Annotated in this window: 11 protein-coding genes; 3 read left to right on the top strand and 8 right to left on the bottom strand. The window is 41.2% G+C overall.

Features of this window, described 5'->3' with window-relative positions; translation table 11 throughout:
* Positions 1–3 precede the first annotated feature (3 nt).
* Together QYC40_RS05310 and QYC40_RS05305 are read left to right on the top strand one after the other, a co-directional pair.
* On the top strand, positions 4–1,458 hold the full coding sequence (locus tag QYC40_RS05310) for a SusD/RagB family nutrient-binding outer membrane lipoprotein (protein ID WP_301992820.1): 1,455 nt from the start codon (positions 4–6) through the stop codon (positions 1,456–1,458).
* Positions 1,459–1,469: 11 nt separating this feature from the next.
* Positions 1,470–2,705 (top strand): DUF5689 domain-containing protein, encoded by a 1,236-nt coding sequence (locus QYC40_RS05305; RefSeq protein WP_301992819.1) that lies wholly within the window; start codon positions 1,470–1,472, stop codon positions 2,703–2,705.
* Between the two features lie 232 nt (positions 2,706–2,937).
* Here QYC40_RS05305 and QYC40_RS05300 read toward each other — a convergent pair whose 3' ends face one another.
* The 8 genes from QYC40_RS05300 to QYC40_RS05265 all read right to left on the bottom strand — a co-directional run bounded on the left by QYC40_RS05300 (position 2,938) and on the right by QYC40_RS05265 (position 17,196).
* Positions 2,938–5,484, bottom strand: coding sequence for a tetratricopeptide repeat protein (locus tag QYC40_RS05300; RefSeq protein ID WP_301992818.1), 2,547 nt, complete (start codon positions 5,482–5,484; stop codon positions 2,938–2,940).
* Between the two features lie 325 nt (positions 5,485–5,809).
* Positions 5,810–6,961: a TlpA disulfide reductase family protein gene (locus tag QYC40_RS05295; protein ID WP_301992817.1), complete on the bottom strand. Its 1,152-nt coding sequence runs from the start codon at positions 6,959–6,961 to the stop codon at positions 5,810–5,812.
* Entirely contained in the window at positions 6,951–8,048 is a 1,098-nt protein-coding gene (locus QYC40_RS05290) for a redoxin domain-containing protein (protein WP_301992816.1), read from the bottom strand. Before QYC40_RS05290 ends, QYC40_RS05295 begins: the two co-directional genes overlap by 11 nt.
* A gap of 6 nt (positions 8,049–8,054) precedes the next feature.
* Positions 8,055–9,431 (bottom strand): RagB/SusD family nutrient uptake outer membrane protein, encoded by a 1,377-nt coding sequence (locus tag QYC40_RS05285; protein WP_301992815.1) that lies wholly within the window; start codon positions 9,429–9,431, stop codon positions 8,055–8,057.
* Between the two features lie 11 nt (positions 9,432–9,442).
* A complete protein-coding gene (locus tag QYC40_RS05280; RefSeq protein ID WP_301992814.1) occupies positions 9,443–12,952 on the bottom strand; it encodes a SusC/RagA family TonB-linked outer membrane protein in 3,510 nt (1,169 codons plus the stop codon).
* Between the two features lie 10 nt (positions 12,953–12,962).
* Positions 12,963–14,120, bottom strand: coding sequence for a FecR family protein (locus QYC40_RS05275; protein WP_301992812.1), 1,158 nt, complete (start codon positions 14,118–14,120; stop codon positions 12,963–12,965).
* Between the two features lie 78 nt (positions 14,121–14,198).
* Positions 14,199–14,768: an RNA polymerase sigma factor gene (locus tag QYC40_RS05270; protein WP_301992811.1), complete on the bottom strand. Its 570-nt coding sequence runs from the start codon at positions 14,766–14,768 to the stop codon at positions 14,199–14,201.
* A gap of 169 nt (positions 14,769–14,937) precedes the next feature.
* Positions 14,938–17,196: a PQQ-dependent sugar dehydrogenase gene (locus QYC40_RS05265; protein WP_301992810.1), complete on the bottom strand. Its 2,259-nt coding sequence runs from the start codon at positions 17,194–17,196 to the stop codon at positions 14,938–14,940.
* A 255-nt stretch (positions 17,197–17,451) separates the two neighbouring features.
* On the opposite strand from QYC40_RS05265, the gene QYC40_RS05260 reads away from it, so the two are divergent.
* On the top strand, positions 17,452–19,626 hold the full coding sequence (locus QYC40_RS05260) for a DPP IV N-terminal domain-containing protein (protein WP_301992808.1): 2,175 nt from the start codon (positions 17,452–17,454) through the stop codon (positions 19,624–19,626).
* The last annotated feature ends 530 nt before the right edge of the window (positions 19,627–20,156 follow it).

Below are 20,156 nucleotides of genomic sequence, written 5' to 3'. Positions count from 1 at the left end.
AACATGAAAAAGAAATTAAAAATTGGATTAGCGATATTACTTACTGTATCTTTTGCGGGATGTACGAAGGAATTCTCTGAGCTCAATACAAATCCCAATACATCAGCAAAAGTATTACCCCAAAACCTACTAGAACGGGCTTTAATTGAAACTGTGAGCAACAACATGGAGCGAAGCCGAGTGATCACAAATGAACTTATGCAAGTCACTGTGAACACCCTGGTCGAAGTCGATCGGATATTCCGATATGATATCCGTCGTAATATATCCGATGCTCCTTGGAATACCTGGTACACACAACTTACCAATATCAAAGACATGTACAATTTGGCCGCAGAAAACACCGCGGATGCCAATAGCAAAGCATACATGGGAGTTTCATTAATATTACAAGCATGGGTTCATTCCATGCTGACCGATACTTACGGATCCACCCCATTTACCGACTCAAATAAAGGTAAAGAAGGGGTATATACACCAACGTTTGATGATCAAAAAACGATATACCTCGGAATGTTCAAGATGTTGGAGGAAGCCAATACCCTTTTAAACGGTGCTAAAAATATTTCAGTAGGTCATGATCCGATATACGCAGGTGATGTGGCGAAGTGGAGAAAATTTGGAAACTCACTTTATTTACGACTGTTGCTCCGTATTGCCCATAAAGAAGAAGTCGCAGACGTCGTAATCCCAAAACTTAAAGAGATAGCAACTCCAAATAATGCCAGCTATCCGGTTATGATGTCCAATGATGATTCTGCTATCCTCAGATGGACCGGCGTCAGCCCGCGAGTATCTCCTTGGGTAACCCTGCGCGAGCCATCTTGGAACTATCCGAAAATGTGTAGCTTTTTCGTTGAAAAGCTTGATAAGACCAACGACCCATGTATCGGCGAATGGGCAACAAAAATTGACGGCATCTACGAAGGAATACCAAGCGGTTATATTTTTGGCGCCACACCTGAAGGTCGCTCGCTCCTACCACGGAGCTTAGTTTCCAGCCCGATGATGGGAAATATCTTGAATTATGCTGAACTGCAATTCATCCTCGCGGAGATTGCACTAAAAGGATGGGAAACGAAACAGACCGTTGCACACTACTATGAACAGGGAATCAATAGCAGGATCTCCTATTGGGGAAAAACAACAGGATCCTACCTCACAAGTCCAGCAATCGCATGGAATGAAAATGAAACCGTCGAACAAAAAATGGAAAAAATCTTTTGGCAAAAATATCTAGCGCTTTTCATGACAGATATGCAGTCTTGGATTGAGTACAGAAGAACCGGATATCCCAAATTAACCAAGGGGCAAGGACTCCTAAATGATGGAATAATGCCGACACGCCTGTTTTATCCTCTTACCGTTCAAGCAACGAATTTGCAGAACTATAATGATGTGCTAAGTAAACAAGGAGAAGACAACTTACAAACATTAATGTGGTGGCAAAAACCCTAAACGAAGAAATTATGAAACCAATATATATTTTTCAAAAAATGACGCTACTGGTTGGGATTTGCCTGATCATGATACTCACAGCATGTGAAAAAGAAATAAAAATTACGGGGGTTGCAAGTCCTATTATTTCACTAAACGACCTTCGTGCTCTTTTCAAGGGATCCGCAATTACGCTCAGCGAAAGCAATATGCAGGGGGCAACATCGATTACCGGCGTGGTTATTTCAGACCCTGCGAACAAGAATGAGCCGGATGGCTTAGTGATCCTACAAAGTTTCAAGAGAAAAATCCTAAGAGGAATCGCTTTAGAATTGGGTGCCGACAGTAAAAACTTTCAAATGGGGGATTCAGTTATCGTCAATGTGAGTGGCAAAATACTCGACAAGAAGGATGGATTAACGCAGATCCTAGGATTAAAAGCTTCCGATATTACAAAAGTGTCGACAGAAAATGCTCAGAAAATCAACTTCTCTGCAACTACATTTTCAGACCTCTTTAACAATAAAGAAGAATTCGAAAGCACCCTAGTATCCGTCAAGAGTGCCATCGCCCCGGATGGACGTTTTTCCGGAACAGTGAACCTCAGCGATTGGTCGAATGAATTACGCTTAATAACACGTCCGGAAGCTAGTTTCGCCTCTTTGACCGTCCCTAGCTATGCCGATTACACAGGTATTCTTCTAAACGATAACCAAGAAAATCCATACCTGATGCTTCGAAGCAAAAGCGACTATGCGGCACAAGATTTGGAACCATATCGACCAAAGGAGCTATATGCAAACTTCCCTGAAGGATGGGAAAAAGTGGTGGGAACTAGAAAAACATCATTTACTTCCGCATATGAGAAATACTTAAGCGGTGAGTGGTATTTGGAAAACTCGCGAAGCCTAACATCTAGTGGTTTCCTAAATATTTCCGGATCGTACGGAATGATGAGTCAGGGAGCCAAAGAAAGCTCCGTGACAATGAACTTCAACTTGCCATTTGGTGCATCTAGACTAACATTTATATACGGTGCAGCGACAGCAACTGATAATGTATTCCCAATCGTTCTACACGCAGAGTATTCGCAAGATTCAGGAAAGACTTGGACTCAAATTGGTGACGATTTAGTCATCTCCGAGCTTAATAATAAATATATTTTTGATCAGCAACTAAATTTAAAAGGCGGCATAAGATTTAGAATACGAAAAGACAACTCAGAAAAAAGGATAACCATAGACGACATAGCCGTTTATCAAAATTAACGCGAGGATCTAGAATGAACTAGATCAAAATAAAACAATGGAAGCTAGCCCTACTTTTTATTGGGCTAGCTTCCATTCCTTTAAAAGGACAATCAACCTTACTGAGCAATAACGTGAGTAGATTGAAATTGGATTAATAAAGCACTACCTACTAAGCTTGAAACTAAGCTCATTTCGAGCATCTCTTCGCCAAGCGTGATCCTGCGTTGTCGGCGAATTTAAAGAATCCTTTCTACTTCTTTAATTTTTGCAAACGAGCTTTTGCAGTTGGTAATATATCATCGTCACCCTCATAATTCTCAATCACACTCTCTAAGGTACTTCTCGCCTGCACAACATCCCCTTTTCGAGCATAAGTATCTGCTAGCAAAATAAAACACTTTGCAACCCAATAATCCTGCTCATCCATATTCTCAATGACATCAAATGCGGACTTCTGTGCCTTACTGTATTCCTTATTTTCGTACTGCATCATCGCTACGTTATACCTTGCCTCGGCACTTGCGGCTGACTTGCTTTTCAATGCAGCTACATTCAGCTCTTTTAGCGCAGTAGCTTTGTCTTTTTTCGCTATAGCGGCTTTCGCACTATAAAGGTGCGCTGCAGCGATCTCTGCATCCGACGCTTTATCGTAATTCTTGATCAGTTCAACATAATTCTCCATCTGCTCAAAATCACCAATCTCGTAATAACAGATCATTAAATTCGTCACTGCGTAGCCATAATTCTTCTTATAGTCGGAATTAAGTTCTAACTTTTTAAGATGCACAATCGCTTCGTTATATTCTTTCAGACTTAGATACAATGCTGCGACCGTCATCAAGGTTTGCTCGGTATACTCACTCGTCCAATCGTTCAAAATAATATTCAAGTCGTGCAAAGCTTCACGAGGATGTCCTGTGTGATATAAGCTCACCCCTCTAATGTATCGTGCATATTTCTCTTGTCTCGGCTTAGGAAACTTGTCGAAATAAGCATTTATTGCTTCCACAGCCGGTCCATATTGCCCACGAGAAAATAAAGTACGACCGGCCTGAAACGCTAAGTTATCTTGTTCCGAAACACTTAAATCTGCAATATTATTACTCGTAGCATAATGGATGTAGCTTGTTGCATCCCCTTGGTCGAGATAGATATTTTCAATAGATAGCATCGCTTGCGCCGCCTCACTCGTCGTTGAATAATCCTTTACTACTTTTTGGAAAGTAGCCATAGCTGCCTCATTATCATTGTTGTTGTATTGAACAAGACCGATTGTCATCAATGCTCTAGGGACATAACTACTTCGCGGATAACGTTTAATCATTTGCTGAAGCCCCGCGATGGCGGACTCGTAATCACCGGTTGTAAAAGACAAATAGGGGATCTCAAAAGCTACATCATCGGCGTAATTTGAATTCGGAAATTTCTCGACCACTGCACGCAACGTATTGAGCTTACCCTCATTGTCACCTTGAAGCCCTTTGATAATACCCTGCTGAAAGAGGGCGTAATCCTCATTTGGAGCTTTCTCTTTAATCAATTGACTATAAAACTCATTTGCACGCCCATAATTTCGGGTTGACAGATAAGAGTCACCAAGACGAGCTATCACATCGTGACGTATTTTCTTGTCCAAAGAGCCTTCCTCCGACGCCAAAAAACGTTCAAAATATTGCGCCGCAACACTATATCGATTGATACGAAAGGCAGCATACGCTAAGGCATAATTTGCATAATTGTAAACACTCGTATTTCGGGCGGCCGGTAGTTGAAGAAACTTGGAGAAATTGTCGACTGCTTCGCCGTATTTACGAACCTCATACATCGCCTCTGCTTTCCAATAGGTAGCTAATGCGGCCATCTCCGGATCGAAAGGAACCTTCTCGGAACGCATAAACATAGAGATACTGTTTTCAAAAGCCCGCTCGTTATAAAACTCCATTCCTCGATAATAGGTCACCTTCTGATAGATCATTTCGGCCTTCTCTTCCCTATTCTTGAAGGATTCCAGCAAATAAACCCCTGCCTGAAAATTGCTGGTACCTGTTAAAACCTCCCTAATTCTCGACTCTGTAGTTTCTTTACCTTGTTCTGTATCCTGATCTTTAAAATTTAATCCTATGTATTCTTGCAAAGGCTGTAAAGCGTCGCGGACAGAATCTAATTCATATAAAATTTTACCATAATTGAATAGACCGTCAGCCTTTACCTCTTGGTCATAGTTTAATTCGGCAGCTTTCTGAAAGGCTACCAAAGCAGCTTGCTTATCACCACTTTTGAGCGCGATATTGCCTAGCCCTATTAATGAACTCTGGTAAAATGCGTCTGTTGGTTCCACTTTTTTCAAAATAGACGCCGCTCTCTCATATTCACCCGCTAAATATGCAATGATACCAATCCGGTTATTATCAATATTGTCGCGCGAAGCATTGGGATAACGCTGAGGAAGCGGACTATGATACGGCTGTTTATAATTATTTCGTGAAAAATACATGCTCGCTGCAATCTCACGCAATTCCTGCGCAAGCGTTGCCCGATCGATCTTCATATCCGGCGTTCTACGAATCTTTACCGCATCAGCAAGAACTGGACGATATTCCCGTACGACTTCAATAGAATCCATCACACGAGGTTGAGTTCGGTCCACTTGCCCCCCTACTTGCTCATTCTTATGCTGTTGCTTTTTGTCTTCCTGAGCGTAGCCCCCTAAAATTAACATGGAGAGGACACCTGTTAAAATACAGCTTTTATAATCATAATTAATCTTTCGATTCACCCGCATTGTCATTTTATACATCCAATATATTTTGAAACCATCAAATAAGTGAAGATAATAAGCTTTAAGATATCCAATGTCATCGAGATATAAAAACTTGCATTATCAATCACTGAACGAGTAATTTTAGCAAAAAGTCAGCCAATATCGATCAGTAACCCCTTTTGCTTTTTACAGTTTACATTTAACTGAATGCTACTTTCCATAACAGCAAGTTTGGCTTTACCAATGCATTTTGATTGAGGAAAGAAATACACCCTAACAACCAATTAGATTCAAACCAAGAAAGGAAGGATGCGCTCATCCTTCCTTTCTCAGTCAAATACAAAATTGCATTTAAAAAACCTTACAGCTGTGTCGCTAGAAACTTGCTCAGCTCCTCCCCTCTCAAATTCTTTGCGATAATCTTACCCTTTGCATCCAACAAAAAGTTTGTCGGAATCGCTTTAACCATATATAAATCACTTACGCTTTCTTTTCCTTTAGCATCCAGCGCATGAACAAATGGCATTTTATCCTCTGCTAGCGCTTTTTTCCAAGCTGCAGCATCCCGATCAATCGAAACTGCAAACACTTGAAAGTTATTTCCTTTGAACTGCTCATAAGCGGCTTTCACATGAGGCATTTCACGCCGACAAGGACCGCACCAGGAAGCCCAAAAGTCTAACAAAACATATTTACCTTTGAAATCGCTCAATTTGATAGTTTTCTGATCGATTCCCTTTATTGAAAAATCTGGCGCCTGTTGCCCTACTTCCAATTGACTCACTTTTGCTAACTTGGTTTGCAGCTCTTTCAAGTAGAAGCTTTGCGCTACGACACCCTGATCGAATTGAGAAAGAAATTCAGCAATCGCATCTACTGTCATATCCGGCGCCGTATATTGACTCGCTAAGGTAGCAATCGTTAAAGACTTCGGATTCGATGCGATTAGTTCAGTGATTTCCTCCCCCTGCTCGGTATAAATTGCTTCAATTTTCTCGCCCACTGCCTTCAATGCTTGCAAATTCTCTTCTGTTTGCGCCACATTGTTATAAGCATTGAACGCTTTATTATACTCCTCACTAGCCTGCATAAGCTTTCCAGTGCTCTTCAATTGCTTATAGGTCGAATTAAATGCATTCAAATCATTCGCCCCTATGATCGTATCCGTCTTCAGACTCCCGTCTTCGATATGCGCCTGTATATCGATGGGATCATTGTCGACCATAAAAAATAATGCTGGGGTCTTCATCGATGGACCCATATCCCCTAATGAAGGTAAATGTAAAGTATAGAATCGTTGGTCGTTTGTATATACAGGCAGATGGATTTTAAAATTATCTTGCGAAGCATTAAAACGCTTGATCTCACCTCTCACGGGATCTAAGACTCTAATCTCGGCATTCCCAACCCCCTTAATTTGTCCGCTAATTTCTACCGATTTTTCCTGACCATGCGCACTGGTAAAAAGTGCTAAGCCCAACATACCGCATATTATAGATTGCTTATTCATCATATTTTAATTTTAAAAATTCTAAAAGTTCTTCGTGATTCATGTTTTGTTTAATCACGACGCCGTTCTCATCCATCAAAAATAATGTCGGCAATTGCTCAACGTGATAGGCTGCAGCCGCCTTATTCGATTTTAAATCAATTAAGTCTGCTATCTGTATCCAAGGAATACCATCTTTTTCCACTGCAGCCTTCCACAAATGATACTTGTCATCCATCGAAACCGACACGATCTCAAAACCCTTTGAACGATATTTCTCATAGGTAGGTACAAGTTTTCGATTTGCAATACGACACGGCGCACACCATGAAGCCCAGAAATCAATCAGCACCGTCTTTCCTTTCAACGAGGATAAATTGAAAACCTTTCCCTCAATTGTTTTACTGTGGATCGCAGGCGCTTGCTTACCTACTAGATTTCGCTCCTTTTTACGCTCATAAATCCCTAATAATTCCTGATAGACTAGCGAATAGGCCAAACCCTTATCGAATCGATCAACTAATTCCTGAAGCTCCACATAATTTAGCGTTGGTAAATAAGGTCTGTAAATATCCAATACCGCGAAGGAAGACGGATGAGCAATTAAGTAATCCTTACGTACAGAATCGACCTTCTGATTCCAAACTTGCATTTGTGTCCCTAACTTTACTTTACCCTCTTCGTCTGCATGCTCATAGGCCGCACCAAGCGACCGCATACTATCCTGAAAACTCGCCACGTCGAGCTCATAACCTTTCTTGATGGCATTCTGAGTTCCCCCGATTACGGTGCTTGGTTGATTCCAGTCCTCTTGTACTCGCACCTGCATTTGTGCGGATTCTAAAATGAAATGAACGGATCGCTTAGATCCTTTAAATCCAATACTCGCCGCAAGGGGCTTACCCACTTGTCCGCTAAACTGAAAAGCATTGCTCTTAACCTCGGCAGAGTCCAATAATTTTCGACCCTTATCGAAGGTATATAGATAGGCTCGAGTAATATTCTTATCACTAATAACCTGTCCATTAATTTGATAATTTCCCTGTGCGATTACAGCGAGCGGAATCAAATAAATACATATCCAAAACAAAACTAACCTAGATTTTATCATATCAGCTTATCTAGGATTTGGAACAATATTAGGATTTAATTTCATGACCAAACCTGGAATCTGAGCAACGAAATGCGAGGATCCTGGAGCCAAGGTATAAGTTTGTCCGGCATTAGCACGCTTATAGGTTTTTGCAAAACGAGTATCTTTGTCCAATCGCTTCATGTCGAACCAACGCAAACCTTTACCAAACAACTCTATTCTGCGCTCTCTAATCACTAATTTTAATGCATCTTCTGCTGTGGCTGCTTCAACTGCTTTGAAATCCTCCTTCGTAAAACGTTTTGCCCTTAAGGTATTCAGCAGCTTTAGTGCCTGATCCTTTTGATTCAATCGCGCTTGGCACTCTGCAGCAATCAACATCATCTCTGGAACGGCGATATTATAGTTCAGGTCAGTATTGATATATTGTGGATAAGGCTCCTTAACCGGAACACCGGTGCGGTCCGTTTTTGACCAACCAAATTTAAGGCGAAGATCTTTCGGATCGAATTGATTTAACAAATCGGGATCGATGAAACTACCCGTCAAAATGCTACCAAATGAAGTGGTCATATAAGATATCATCTCCGGATGCACTTGAGCGAGCGCACGATTAGCAATCCCTAAAGCCGGACGATCTGGATTAATAAATCTGTATTCATTGAAATCAAAAATGGTATTGTTTGTTTTCAATGCTTCATTTGCATGAGACAATGCCTTTTCATACTGTCCCATATTAAGATACAGGCGAGCAAGAAGTCCGTTCGCAACGCCTTTACTTTGGCGATATACATTCTTCGGTTTGTCTGGAAGAAGAGGCAACGCGGTCGTTAGGTCACTAATAATTTGATCATATACTTCTTTTACTGTAGCTCTGCTCGATTTGGCTTCCAGGTCCGGAATCTTCACTAAGGGTACTCCTAGCTCAGAAGCCGCTGTACTTTCATTGTAAGTAGGCGCATAAAAAAGTATAAGATTCATGTAGGCCTGCGCTCTATTGCAAAGTGCATTCCCTTTCACCAGGTTCTTACGCTCTTGCGTACCATCTTCAACGCCATCAATATCTTGCAAGATGATATTGGCGTTGAAAATATTGTTATAATTATCATTCCATGTACGGTCGCTCTCTGTCTCTAAGTAATATTCCGGCGCCCATATATAAGTTTTAGAACCTACGCCATTCATGCCGCTATTGACAACAGCCTGCGGGAGATAGATACCGTCAGAAAGACGCTCTAAATAGGCATTGCCATTTCCAGCATAGGATGGATTTGATGACAACTCCTCATAATCTTGGATAGTCTGAGGAATAAACTTTCCTTTAGGACGGATATCCAGGTATTTTTGGCAACTACTTAAAGACGCCGCCAGAAGTACAAATGCTAAATATATTCTTTTCATCTTAAGTTAAATTAAAGAGTTAGGTTAAGTCCAAATGTATAAACCATGGGCTCTGGTAAATAGTACATCCTATTAACAACAGCCTCCGGATCGAGACCCGATTTATTAGCTTTCCAGAGAAACACATTATTCACTTGCAACACTGCGCGAACGGATTTGAAAGGAAGGCTTTTCAAGAATTGAGAATCGCTCAAAGTATAACCTAGTTGAATTTCTCTTACTCTTAAGAAAGAAGCATCGAAAACCGAGTTGCTGGAAAGTGTCGCCAATCGGGTGTAGTCATCGGCAAGTTCATAAAAATCTTCCATCACAGGGATGGCCGGGATATCTGTTTTGTGCTCATCGCCCGGTTGTCTCCAACGTTTGGCAATTTTATTATTATAAGAGCTATCCCAAACATAACCATACATGTCTGGCATTTCCATGCGAGCAACTTGTCCGAAGTTAAATACAGTAAAGATGGATAGGTTAAATCCCTTATATCTCAAAGTGTTATTAAATGATCCGCTATAACGTGGTCTTGTTGTACCATTTAACTCTAAAGACTCTTCTACTGGCACAAGTACCTTCTCCCCGTCAGCTCCATAAGTCTGTGGTCTTCCCTTCTCGTCCAATCCAGCCCAGCGGTAACTCCATAGCGACTCCCGCTCATATCCCTCCAAGAATGGGACTACATCCTTCGGACGATTTAGCCTAGGATTCGTATCGGTAATTTTATTAGAGATCACTTTGCTTTTATTGTAAGCAAAATTCAATTGGCTCGACCATTCGAACGGACGGTTTTGAAGAATATTAGCCTGAATACCAAGCTCAACACCCTTATTCGATAGCTCTGCAGCATTCACGTAGGCATTCGTTAAACCAACGGTAGGATCTAACTCCTGACTGCCAAGTAAATCGTAGCTGAATTTATTGTAATAATCTAAATTGATTACAAAACGATTCGCTAAGAGGCCTAGATCTAAGCCCGCATTAAAGGTACGCGAGCTCTCCCAGCGCAGCTTCGGATTTGGAGGAGTTTGAAGTCTCGCAACAAAATCATTAGCAATATTATTGAAAAAGCGTGTAGCCGTAAGAAATGTCGTTGTGGAATTGTTACGGTCGAAGTTACCCGTAACACCGATAGTCGAACGAAGGCTCAATTCCGAAATCCATTCATTGTTAAAGAAAGCTTCGTTGTGTACTAACCATTTACCACCGATACTCCATAAAGGGGTTCTCCTTAGCTTAGGGTCTGCACCGAATAAATTCGAATAATCATTTCTATAACTACCCGTAAAGGTATAGCGATGATCATAGGTATAGGCCAAAGAGGAATAGAACGAATACTCTCTGTTTTCCAAATAAGCTAATTTGTTATAGTCTGCTGCAACATAGCGCTGTGTTCGGTCTTCCCAGTCTTTAACACCCAATGCCAGTTTTTTCGCATCAATATCCTGCGAACTGTATAACTCATCATTGAAACCCAACATTCGTTGGCTTCCATTATCGGTAATTCGCTTACTAATATCCGCCCCAGCAATTACATTCAAATAATGACGCTCCGCAAAAGTATTTTCATAGTTTAATTGATTACGCGACGCCATACGCTTAGCGTTAGTATAGTTTAAATCGAGGATATCACCGTATGGAATATGTTTTACATAGCCTTTTGCAGCGTCATCATATGCAGTAAATCTATTGACTAAGCTTCTCGTAAAATAAGAATCTTGATTGTAAAGATTTCGCTGTCTGCCGTTCAAACGTTCATAAACCAAATCATTCGTCAGTCGCAAGCCTTTCATCAGCTTCCAATCCATCCCGAAAATACTACGAATGCCAAAACCGGTAGATTTATTGTTTGCCAAGTCATTATCTGTTAATAAATTGACGCCATGATCCAAATAACCTAAACCTAATAAACGGTCGTTTTCAACCTTGTTGTATCCGAAGTAATTGTTGATGGGATTTCCATGTTCATCCAGTAACATTTGATAAGGTTGCAATGCCCGAATTTCGCCCGCAAGATTATTTATCCCCTGATTTCCCCAATTATAATCCATGGATATATTGCTTCTTAGCGTAAGGAAATTGGCAAGCTGGTATGACAGTCTGTTAGTCACTAATGTGCTCTTCGCTTGAGTACCTTTTGTCCCCGCTAAATCCTGCGCGAAGTTAAATCCCGAATAGTAAGAGAAACGGTCGGAACCGCCGCTGATGGATAGAAAGTGCTTCTGATTGATTGCTTGACGCAACAATAGATCATTTACTTGCGACTGATTATCTAAGCCTGCTAATAGCCCCAATCGCTTATCGCGTTCTGCTAAATCAATGTCTTTCCGATCATAATCGTTGAAAATTCCTATGGATTGAGAATATCCCGTGGAAGAATTATCAAAAATAGGCGCCATGATATACCCTTTATCATATTGCTCTTTCTCATAATCAATAACATCCGCGGCACTTGCTCTTTGCAATGCCGTATAATCCGGTCTTGATTCTACACGCAAATTTCCTGAATATTGGATTACCGGTTTTCCCGCTTTCCCCTTGCTCGTTGTAATAACGATTACACCGTTTGCAGCCTGCGAGCCCCAAATTGCGGCAGCAGCCGCATCCTTTAACACCGTAATGTTTTCAATTTCATTGACATCAGGCATAATTTCGCTAGGAAAACCATCCACGACGATCAATGGATTAGTCCCCGCGCGCAATGAGCTACCCCCACGTACACGCATATCCGTCTTTCCATCGGGCGTGGTATAAGTGTTCAGACCTGGAATTGCATTCTCTAGAATACGATCTAAGGAGTTGTTATTCCGTTCCAAAATGAATTCCTTTGAAAGCCCACTGCTAGAGCCGGAGGAACTTTCCTTTTTAAGAGCCTGATAACCCGTATATACAATATCGACATCCTCAATCACTTCGTTATTTCTAAGCAACTGTATCAGATTCGCATCGTTAGCGGATGCTATACTATACTCTTGGGGTCTAAAACCCAAGTTCGTAATCATGATATGGACAGGGAACGAGCTTGAAGGAAACTCGAATTCTCCTTTTGAACCTGTCGCGAGGGTATGATAGGTCCCCGAATGGCTATAGCGCACTGTGGCGCCTACCATAGGATTGCCTTCTTCATCGATAACACGACCTCTCACCAGCTGTTGTTGAGCGCTTGCCGCTTGGGATAGCTTCGCATTGTCGACACGAATTATCACCGTTTTCTTGTGCAATCGGTATTCAACGGGCAAGTCTTTAAACAATGCAGCCAATACTTCCTCGATATTGCCAACAACGGAAACATTGACTAGCATATTGGAGAAGTCTTTCCCTTCCCAGAAAAAATGATATCCATTTTCCTTCTTGAGCTTTTCAAATATTTGGCTCAATCGTTCTTGCTTGGCATGAACCTTTAAATCCTGCCCAAATGCTAATGCTAAATTGCTTTGAAACAAGCCTGCAATGAGCAATACCATTGCTGCTTTTTTGACAAAGAGATAGTCTAAACCTCCCCAGGTTTTGTAATTAGTAAAATGCTTCATAAAAAATTGGTTATTTCTTTACTCGGTTTAAGCGTACTTTTATTTGGTTATCTTTATTAGAAAATTGATAATTCATGTTATCATGAATGAGGATATCCAACACCTCATTGAGCGAATACGTTTTAGGAATATCTCCATGATACTCGCCCTTAGGAAGATTAGCATCAATATCAAAAGTAAAGGGATACCAACGCGCCAATTGCGCACAGACTTCCCTTAAGTTCTCACCTTGAAAACTGAAGTATCCATCCCGCCAACTTTGCGGCACATCCTGACTGATATTTTTGAAATCTAATAGTCTGCTTTTGTGGTTATACAAACTTTGTTGGCCCGGTTTTAAGATCACCGCTTTATCAACTTGATTGTCGGACGCTAATATCTCTAGCTTCACCGACCCTTCGAACAAGCTTGTTGTGCTCCAAAGTTCCTCTTGATAATTCTGTATGCGGAACTTCGTACCCAGCACTTCGACAGCCTGGCCGGCAGAATACACCTTAAACGGCGTATAAGAACGACCCTGCGGATTTCTTTGTTTACTAACTTCAAAGTAAGCCTCGCCCTTCAAATACACTTCGCGGTTTTCAACAGCCCATTGCTTTTGAAAGCTCAATTCCGATGCTGCATTTAACCAAACCCGCGTACCGTCCGGTAATAATATTTTGGTCTCGGTACCCACGGGTGTTCGGAAGCTGTAATTTTGGCTCGCTTCATTTAAATCGCCATCAAAACTATAAGCGATGTAACCGTCACTTGTCTTATATAGCTTGCTGCCGTCAGCATCAAGGGTATCTCCTTGCCCGACTTCATCAAGGGAAATAACTTTCCCGTTTGCCAATACCAACTCTGCTGCTTGCGTTGAGTCAGCCTGAACAACAATGTCTAGTGGATGGTCCCTTTGTTGAGAAGTATAAATCGCCAGGCCTACCGCCAGGGTGATAACCGCTGCAGCTGCCCATTTTACCCAAGAAATTTGACGAACCGGTTTCGATTTCAACGCAGGTAATTGCCCGGCGATCCTTTGCAGACGAATCTGCATTTCGGCATTGTCGATGCTAGTCGCAGATCTAGCTTGCTCGTTATACCAGCGAAAAAGCCGTTCTTGCTCAGTCTCGGATATTGTACGCGCTTGATATTTGCCAATTAAATTTTTTATCTCTTCAGGTAGCATGGTTATTTTTTAATTGCCTAGTATCATAAAGACAGCTAACCCAGCCGAAGGATATATAAGAAAATGAAAAAAATTATGTTAACCTGCTAACAGGATAATAACGGCTTTAAGAACACGTTGTCTAAGAATTGCTAAAGCTTTGGAAACCTGAAGTTTAGATGTTCCTTCCGAAATTTGCAGCAACTCCGCAATTTCCTTATGACTGAGCCCCTCATTGCGACTTAAATTAAAAACCTCGCGCATGCGAGTAGGAAGTTTATTGATCTCGGATTCGATAATTGCGGCCAACTCTTTCCCAATGAGATCTAAATCGCTATTGCTAGTTTGTTCAGACTGCTCGACAAGAACGTGCTGAATATAATTATCCATCACCTTCTGATGACTGAGCTTATTCAATACCCTATTTCGAGTCATCCGATAAAGAAAACTAGAAAGCTTTGCGTCTATAGGAATTGATGCTCGCTTTTCCCAAAGTGTGGTAAAGACCTCCTGAATCACATCCTCCGCTTCATCCATGTCCCTAACTACATAAAAAGCATGCTTAAATAAGATTTCTCTGTACTGCTTGAAGGCGATCTCAAACGCCATAACATTCCCCTCCCGCACGAGATTAGCCAAATCCTCTTCCCGAATCTTACTTTCCTTCATTGGAATCTTATCGCAATTAAAATTGGTGTGATTAAATGATTCTCTTCAAAACTAGGAAAACAACGAACGAAAACAAAACTTTCATCTTCGCATTGCGAGATGAAAGTTTTGTGTAGTCATCTAAAAAATATCTTCAGTACCGATAAGACCAGTAGTTAATAGACGGAAATTATTGCTTTAAGATCCAATCAACCATCTCTTTAACATCTTCTTCCTTAAGGTTGGGATGCGCAGCCATGGCGACCTTACCCCACACCCCACTTCCGCCATTCTTTATCTTTTTAATCAGGATAGATTCGGCGTCCTTATTTTCTTTATAAAATTTTGCAACCTCTTTATAAGATGGTCCAACAGACTTCTTATCTATTGCGTGACAAGATTTACAATCTGAAGCTTCAATTAAGCTCTGTCCGCGAGGAATATTCGCTAGCTGATGCCCCACAGGGTTTGCAGCATCCCCAGCAGGCGAGGTTCCATTTTGAGAACCTTTGGATGAACCTTCCTGATAGTCAAATCGTGCAACGGCGGCGTCCAGGTTCTTGCTAAACCAACCACTGCCATACTCTAATACATAGATCTTCCCATCAGGTCCTACCTCCATATCGATTGGGGAAGCTAATTTCATGTTGGTGATGAAAGGCTCCATCTTGTCAAAATCACCGTTTGGCTGCATTGAAACTAACATCACCCAACCTCTGATCCAATCGTAAATAAATAGCTTGCCATCGTAATAATCAGGGTAACGCGTTTCCTTCGGAAACATTGCGGAGTAATAAACAGGTCCCGCCTCCGCATTCCGTCCACCATTTCCGAGTTGTGGAAATTCCGGCGAATCAGCGTATGGATACCAAATGAACGCTGGCTGTGCTGCAGGTAATTCTTTTAATCCGGTATTATTTCTTGACTCATTGATTGGCTTATTGGGATCAAACGCAGCTCCCTTTGCCCCGGTCTCATAGTCATGTGCATGATATGCATAGTTTTTTCCAATGAAATACGGCCAGCCGAAGAATCCTGCTGTTCGCGCTTGGTTGATTTCATCATACCCCCGCGGCCCGCGACCTACAGAATCTTTGCTCGCATCCGGCCCCACTTCCCCCCAATAGAGATAACCCGTCTTGGCATCCACCGAAATACGATACGGATTTCGATTTCCCATCACGTAGATCTCAGGTCGTGTATTCGCCTGATCCTTTTTGAATAAATTTCCTTCGGGGATTGAATAACTACCATCTTCATTCATTCGGATTCTAAGAATCTTACCACGGAGATCGTTGCTGTTGCCGGATGTTCTCTGCACATCATATTGCTCATGCCCTACGCGTGAATCTTTAGGAGAGTAACCATCACTAACATATTTCTGTCCTTCTTCGTTAAATGGAGTTGAATTGTCTCCCGTAGAAAGGTACAGTAATCGATCTTTGCCAAAGGCCAATGACCCACCTGTATGGCAACAAATATAACGCTGGGAGTAAAACTGAAGAATAACTTTTTCAGAACTCATATCCAATTTCTTATTCTTAAAGACGAATCTGGAAAGACGGTTCACTGACGTATCTTTGGGACTATAAAAAGCATAGATATAATTATTCTTTTTAAAATCGGGGTCTAAGGTCAAGCCCATAAAGCCCTCTTCTGCATTAACTTTTGGGTTTCCTGTTTCGTGATAGACATCCAAAAAACCAACTTGCTCCACTTTACTTGTCTTTTGATCGAGCAATAACAGTTCACCACGGCGCTGTGCAATCAAAATAGACAGGTCAGGAAGAATTGCCATCTCCGTAGGCTCAAAAAGATCGCCCTTCGCCATCGTGACCTTTGTAAAATCCGCATCTGCAGGAACGGGCTTCGCTTTTGCTTTTTTATAATCCAGAACGTAATTCTTACCAATGGCATACTCCAATCCTTTAATGAATTGTCCTTTGTAATTTTTATCGGAGAATAGAGAGTTCGAGTATGCGTCCTTCTTTTCTAAAGAAACAGCGCGACCTCCGTCTACTTCCTGTTGTGATAAAGCATCCGTATATTTTGAAGAAAATAAACGCTGATACCAACCCCAGTCAATCTCAGTGTTTTTTATTGACTCGATGGCAACCACACCGCCACCTGCTTGAATATAGCGCTCAAAGGCAGTTTCCTGATATTTATCCAAAATATTGCCCGATGTGTTTAGCAGGACTACCGCAGCATAGTTTTTTAGCGAATCTTCGATAAACCAAGCCGCATCTGAAGTAGTATCTACATCAAATTTATGCTCCTCTCCTAGTTTCATTATCGTAGCAGCGGCATCGGAATTTGCCCGCAAGCTGTCCTTATCCGATTTGGTAAAGACTAAGATCCTAGGATCTCCAGCACGCTTTTGTTGACAAGAAACAAAACTCGCTACACAAAAAAATAGCACAAGAATTTTAAAGAAATGGGATGTCATTTTCTAGAGTTTATAAGTGTTTAGGTTGTTGACTAAATTCTATAAACTCGAGACTAGACGAATAGCTCGAGTTTATTTTTTTAAATATAGATATTTTAGAAAAGAAAATGACAAGGATTAAAGAGAATTACAGGCGGTTAATTTCATAACAATAATCTAATCGTTAAAGTATACATCTCATCCCCCGCCATTTAAATTTTCCGTTCCCATTTCCAAAAACTTATCCCTAATTTCGTCAGCATAAATAAAATTAAAATGAGAAAACTACTGATACTATTTCTATTAAGCTCATCGGTAGCCTACGGACAGCGAAGCCTAACCATTGACGAAACCGTCTTTGGTCCTAGTAAATTCGCTCCTAAGACTATTACCGGTTCTAAATGGGTCAAGAACACCGATGCATTTTCGAGTTTAGATAGTACTTATCAAAACCTATTAATTCGCGAGGCCAAAAGCAACTGGCAAGCAAAACAAATTATAAGCAAAGCCGATTTACAAAACGCGATCGCTGCTGTCATTCCATCGGATAAGATTGAATTGCGCCGATTCCCAACCTCTTACAACTGGGTCGATGCAAGCACGATTGCTTTCGATGTCGCGGGAGAGAAAAAATCCTACAACATACAATACAACCTTGCTAAAAAACAAGCGAAAGTGGCAGCAGGCTTTCCTAACGATTTAGAATCAGCGACAACGAACAATTCCCAATCGAAAACCGCCTACCTGAATGGCAATAATATTGAGATCATCGATCAAAATGGCACAAAGGTAATCGTAACGAAAGACACTGTTGATGGTATCGTAAATGGAACGGACAAAGTTCACCGTAACGAGTTCGGTATCGACAAAGGCATGTGGTGGTCGCCAAATGATAAGCTTTTATTGTACTACCGAAAGGATGAAAGCATGGTAACGAAATACCCCTTACCGCAATGGGATACGCGTGTTGCGACCGTAAAAGATATCCGCTACCCAATGGCAGGAATGAAGAGTGAGGAAGTAACCTTACAAATATTCAACACGGAAACTGGAAAAAATATACAATTGCAAACGGGCGAACCCAAGGAACAGTACTTAACGATCGTGACCTGGGATCCAAGCAACGAGTTTGTGTATGTTGGCGTCTTGAACCGTGGTCAAGATCATTTAAAGCTGAATAAATACAATGCACAAACTGGTGCATTTGTAAAAACCCTTTTTGAAGAATCGTCAACAACATGGGTTGAACCTCAACAACCATTAATCTTCCTAACAAACAATCCGAAACAGTTCTTATATCAAACCGATAAAGACGGGTTCAATTCCCTATATCTATACGATACGGAAGGAAAGCTACTGCGGAATCTTGGTTTTAAAGATGTCGTATTAACTAATTTCCAAGGCTTTGACAGCAAGGGAATTAAAGCCTATTACGTTGCAGCAACCAACAATGGTATGGAACGCCACTTGTTTGAAGTAGATATCAAATCTGGCAAAACGATACAATTAACGGAAACGAATGGCGTACATAATGCGTCGGTAAGCAGCAGCGGACAGTATGTATTGGATCAGTACAGTAATTTAAGTACTCCAAATAAGATTCAGGTTATCAATACAAAAGGAAATAAAGCCAGCTCGATTCTTCAAGCGAGCAATCCTTTTACCGGAAAAGTAGACCTTCCAAAAATCGAATTCAAATCATTCACTTCTCCCGATGGAAAGACGCCTTTAAACGCGCGTATCACTTACCCATTGAATTTCGATCAAAATAAGAAATATCCGGTGATGGTCTACCTATATGGTGGATCACATGCGCAACTGGTAACCGACCGTTGGTTAGGCGGACTTGGTTATTTTGATATGTATATGGCACAAAACGGCTATATCGTCTTTACTTTAGATAACAGAGGTTCAGATGCACGAGGACGCGATTTTACTAGAGTTACACACCGCAACCTAGGCGAGGCCGAAATGGCAGACCAATTGGTAGGTATCAACTACCTGAAATCGCTACCATACGTCGATACAGAAAACATGGGAATCTTCGGCTGGAGCTTTGGTGGTTTCATGACCAGCTCGCTGATGACCAAACACAACGATATCTTCAAAGCTGCGGTAGCCGGCGGACCAGTAATGGACTGGAAATACTACGAAATCATGTATGGCGAACGCTATATGGATACTCCGCAAGAGAATCCTGAAGGCTACGAAAAAACTTCGATGCTAAACAAAGCAGATAAGTTAAACGGTCACTTACTGATTATCCATGGTGCACAGGACCCTGTAGTTGTACAACAACATAGCATGGAGTTCGTACAGAAATGTATAGAAGCCGGAAAACAAGTGGATTACTTCCTTTATCCTACACACGAACACAACGTCATGGGAAAAGATAGAATCCATATGTACGATAAAATCGCTAAATACTTCAATCAATATTTAAAGAAGTAGACAAATAAACATTTACAAAAGGCTATCCACTGATTGTGGGTAGCCTTTTTTTTGTGTCATTCCATCATCGGAAATGCTTGATACCTTGTTCCGCTCAAACCCAATGTAAACCCAATACAAAGCCCTTTCATAACCCAATCATAACCGCTCTGGAACGGGTGTGATTGGGTTGTAAAAGGAGTCAAATAAGGGAGCGAGTTATTGATTAGATGTTAGATGTAATAGTAATTAGTAGTTAGTACTTAGTATTTAGACCCGATCCTGCCGATCTTGCCAATCCTTTTATCCTTTCTTTCCTGGTTCAGAGACAGTATAAAGTAGTTAGTACTTAGTATTTAGACCCGATCCTGCCGATCTTGCCAATCCTTTTATCCTTCCTTTCCCGGTTCAGACCAACTTCCTTTCTGTTTAAACTACAGGTTCAGACAAGCGCCCATACTCTTATATCTCACATCTAATATCTATCATCTATTCCCGCCCTAGGTCTAAATACTAACTACTAAATACTAACTACTACAAATATCGGTTTA

The sequence above is a fragment of the Sphingobacterium sp. BN32 genome, assembly GCF_030503615.1.
GTDB lineage: Bacteria > Bacteroidota > Bacteroidia > Sphingobacteriales > Sphingobacteriaceae > Sphingobacterium.
This window is presented reverse-complemented; position numbering and strand designations above follow the sequence as displayed.

Bases quoted from the DNA above. Each gene is read 5' to 3' on its own strand.
- QYC40_RS05310 (WP_301992820.1), top strand. From the start codon at position 4: ATGAAAAAGAAATTAAAAATTGGATTAGCGATATTACTTACTGTATCT.
- QYC40_RS05305 (WP_301992819.1), top strand. From the start codon at position 1,470: ATGAAACCAATATATATTTTTCAAAAAATGACGCTACTGGTTGGGATT.
- QYC40_RS05300 (WP_301992818.1), bottom strand. From the start codon at position 5,484: ATGTATAAAATGACAATGCGGGTGAATCGAAAGATTAATTATGATTAT.
- QYC40_RS05295 (WP_301992817.1), bottom strand. From the start codon at position 6,961: ATGATGAATAAGCAATCTATAATATGCGGTATGTTGGGCTTAGCACTT.
- QYC40_RS05290 (WP_301992816.1), bottom strand. From the start codon at position 8,048: ATGATAAAATCTAGGTTAGTTTTGTTTTGGATATGTATTTATTTGATT.
- QYC40_RS05285 (WP_301992815.1), bottom strand. From the start codon at position 9,431: ATGAAAAGAATATATTTAGCATTTGTACTTCTGGCGGCGTCTTTAAGT.
- QYC40_RS05280 (WP_301992814.1), bottom strand. From the start codon at position 12,952: ATGAAGCATTTTACTAATTACAAAACCTGGGGAGGTTTAGACTATCTC.
- QYC40_RS05275 (WP_301992812.1), bottom strand. From the start codon at position 14,120: ATGCTACCTGAAGAGATAAAAAATTTAATTGGCAAATATCAAGCGCGT.
- QYC40_RS05270 (WP_301992811.1), bottom strand. From the start codon at position 14,768: ATGAAGGAAAGTAAGATTCGGGAAGAGGATTTGGCTAATCTCGTGCGG.
- QYC40_RS05265 (WP_301992810.1), bottom strand. From the start codon at position 17,196: ATGACATCCCATTTCTTTAAAATTCTTGTGCTATTTTTTTGTGTAGCG.
- QYC40_RS05260 (WP_301992808.1), top strand. From the start codon at position 17,452: ATGAGAAAACTACTGATACTATTTCTATTAAGCTCATCGGTAGCCTAC.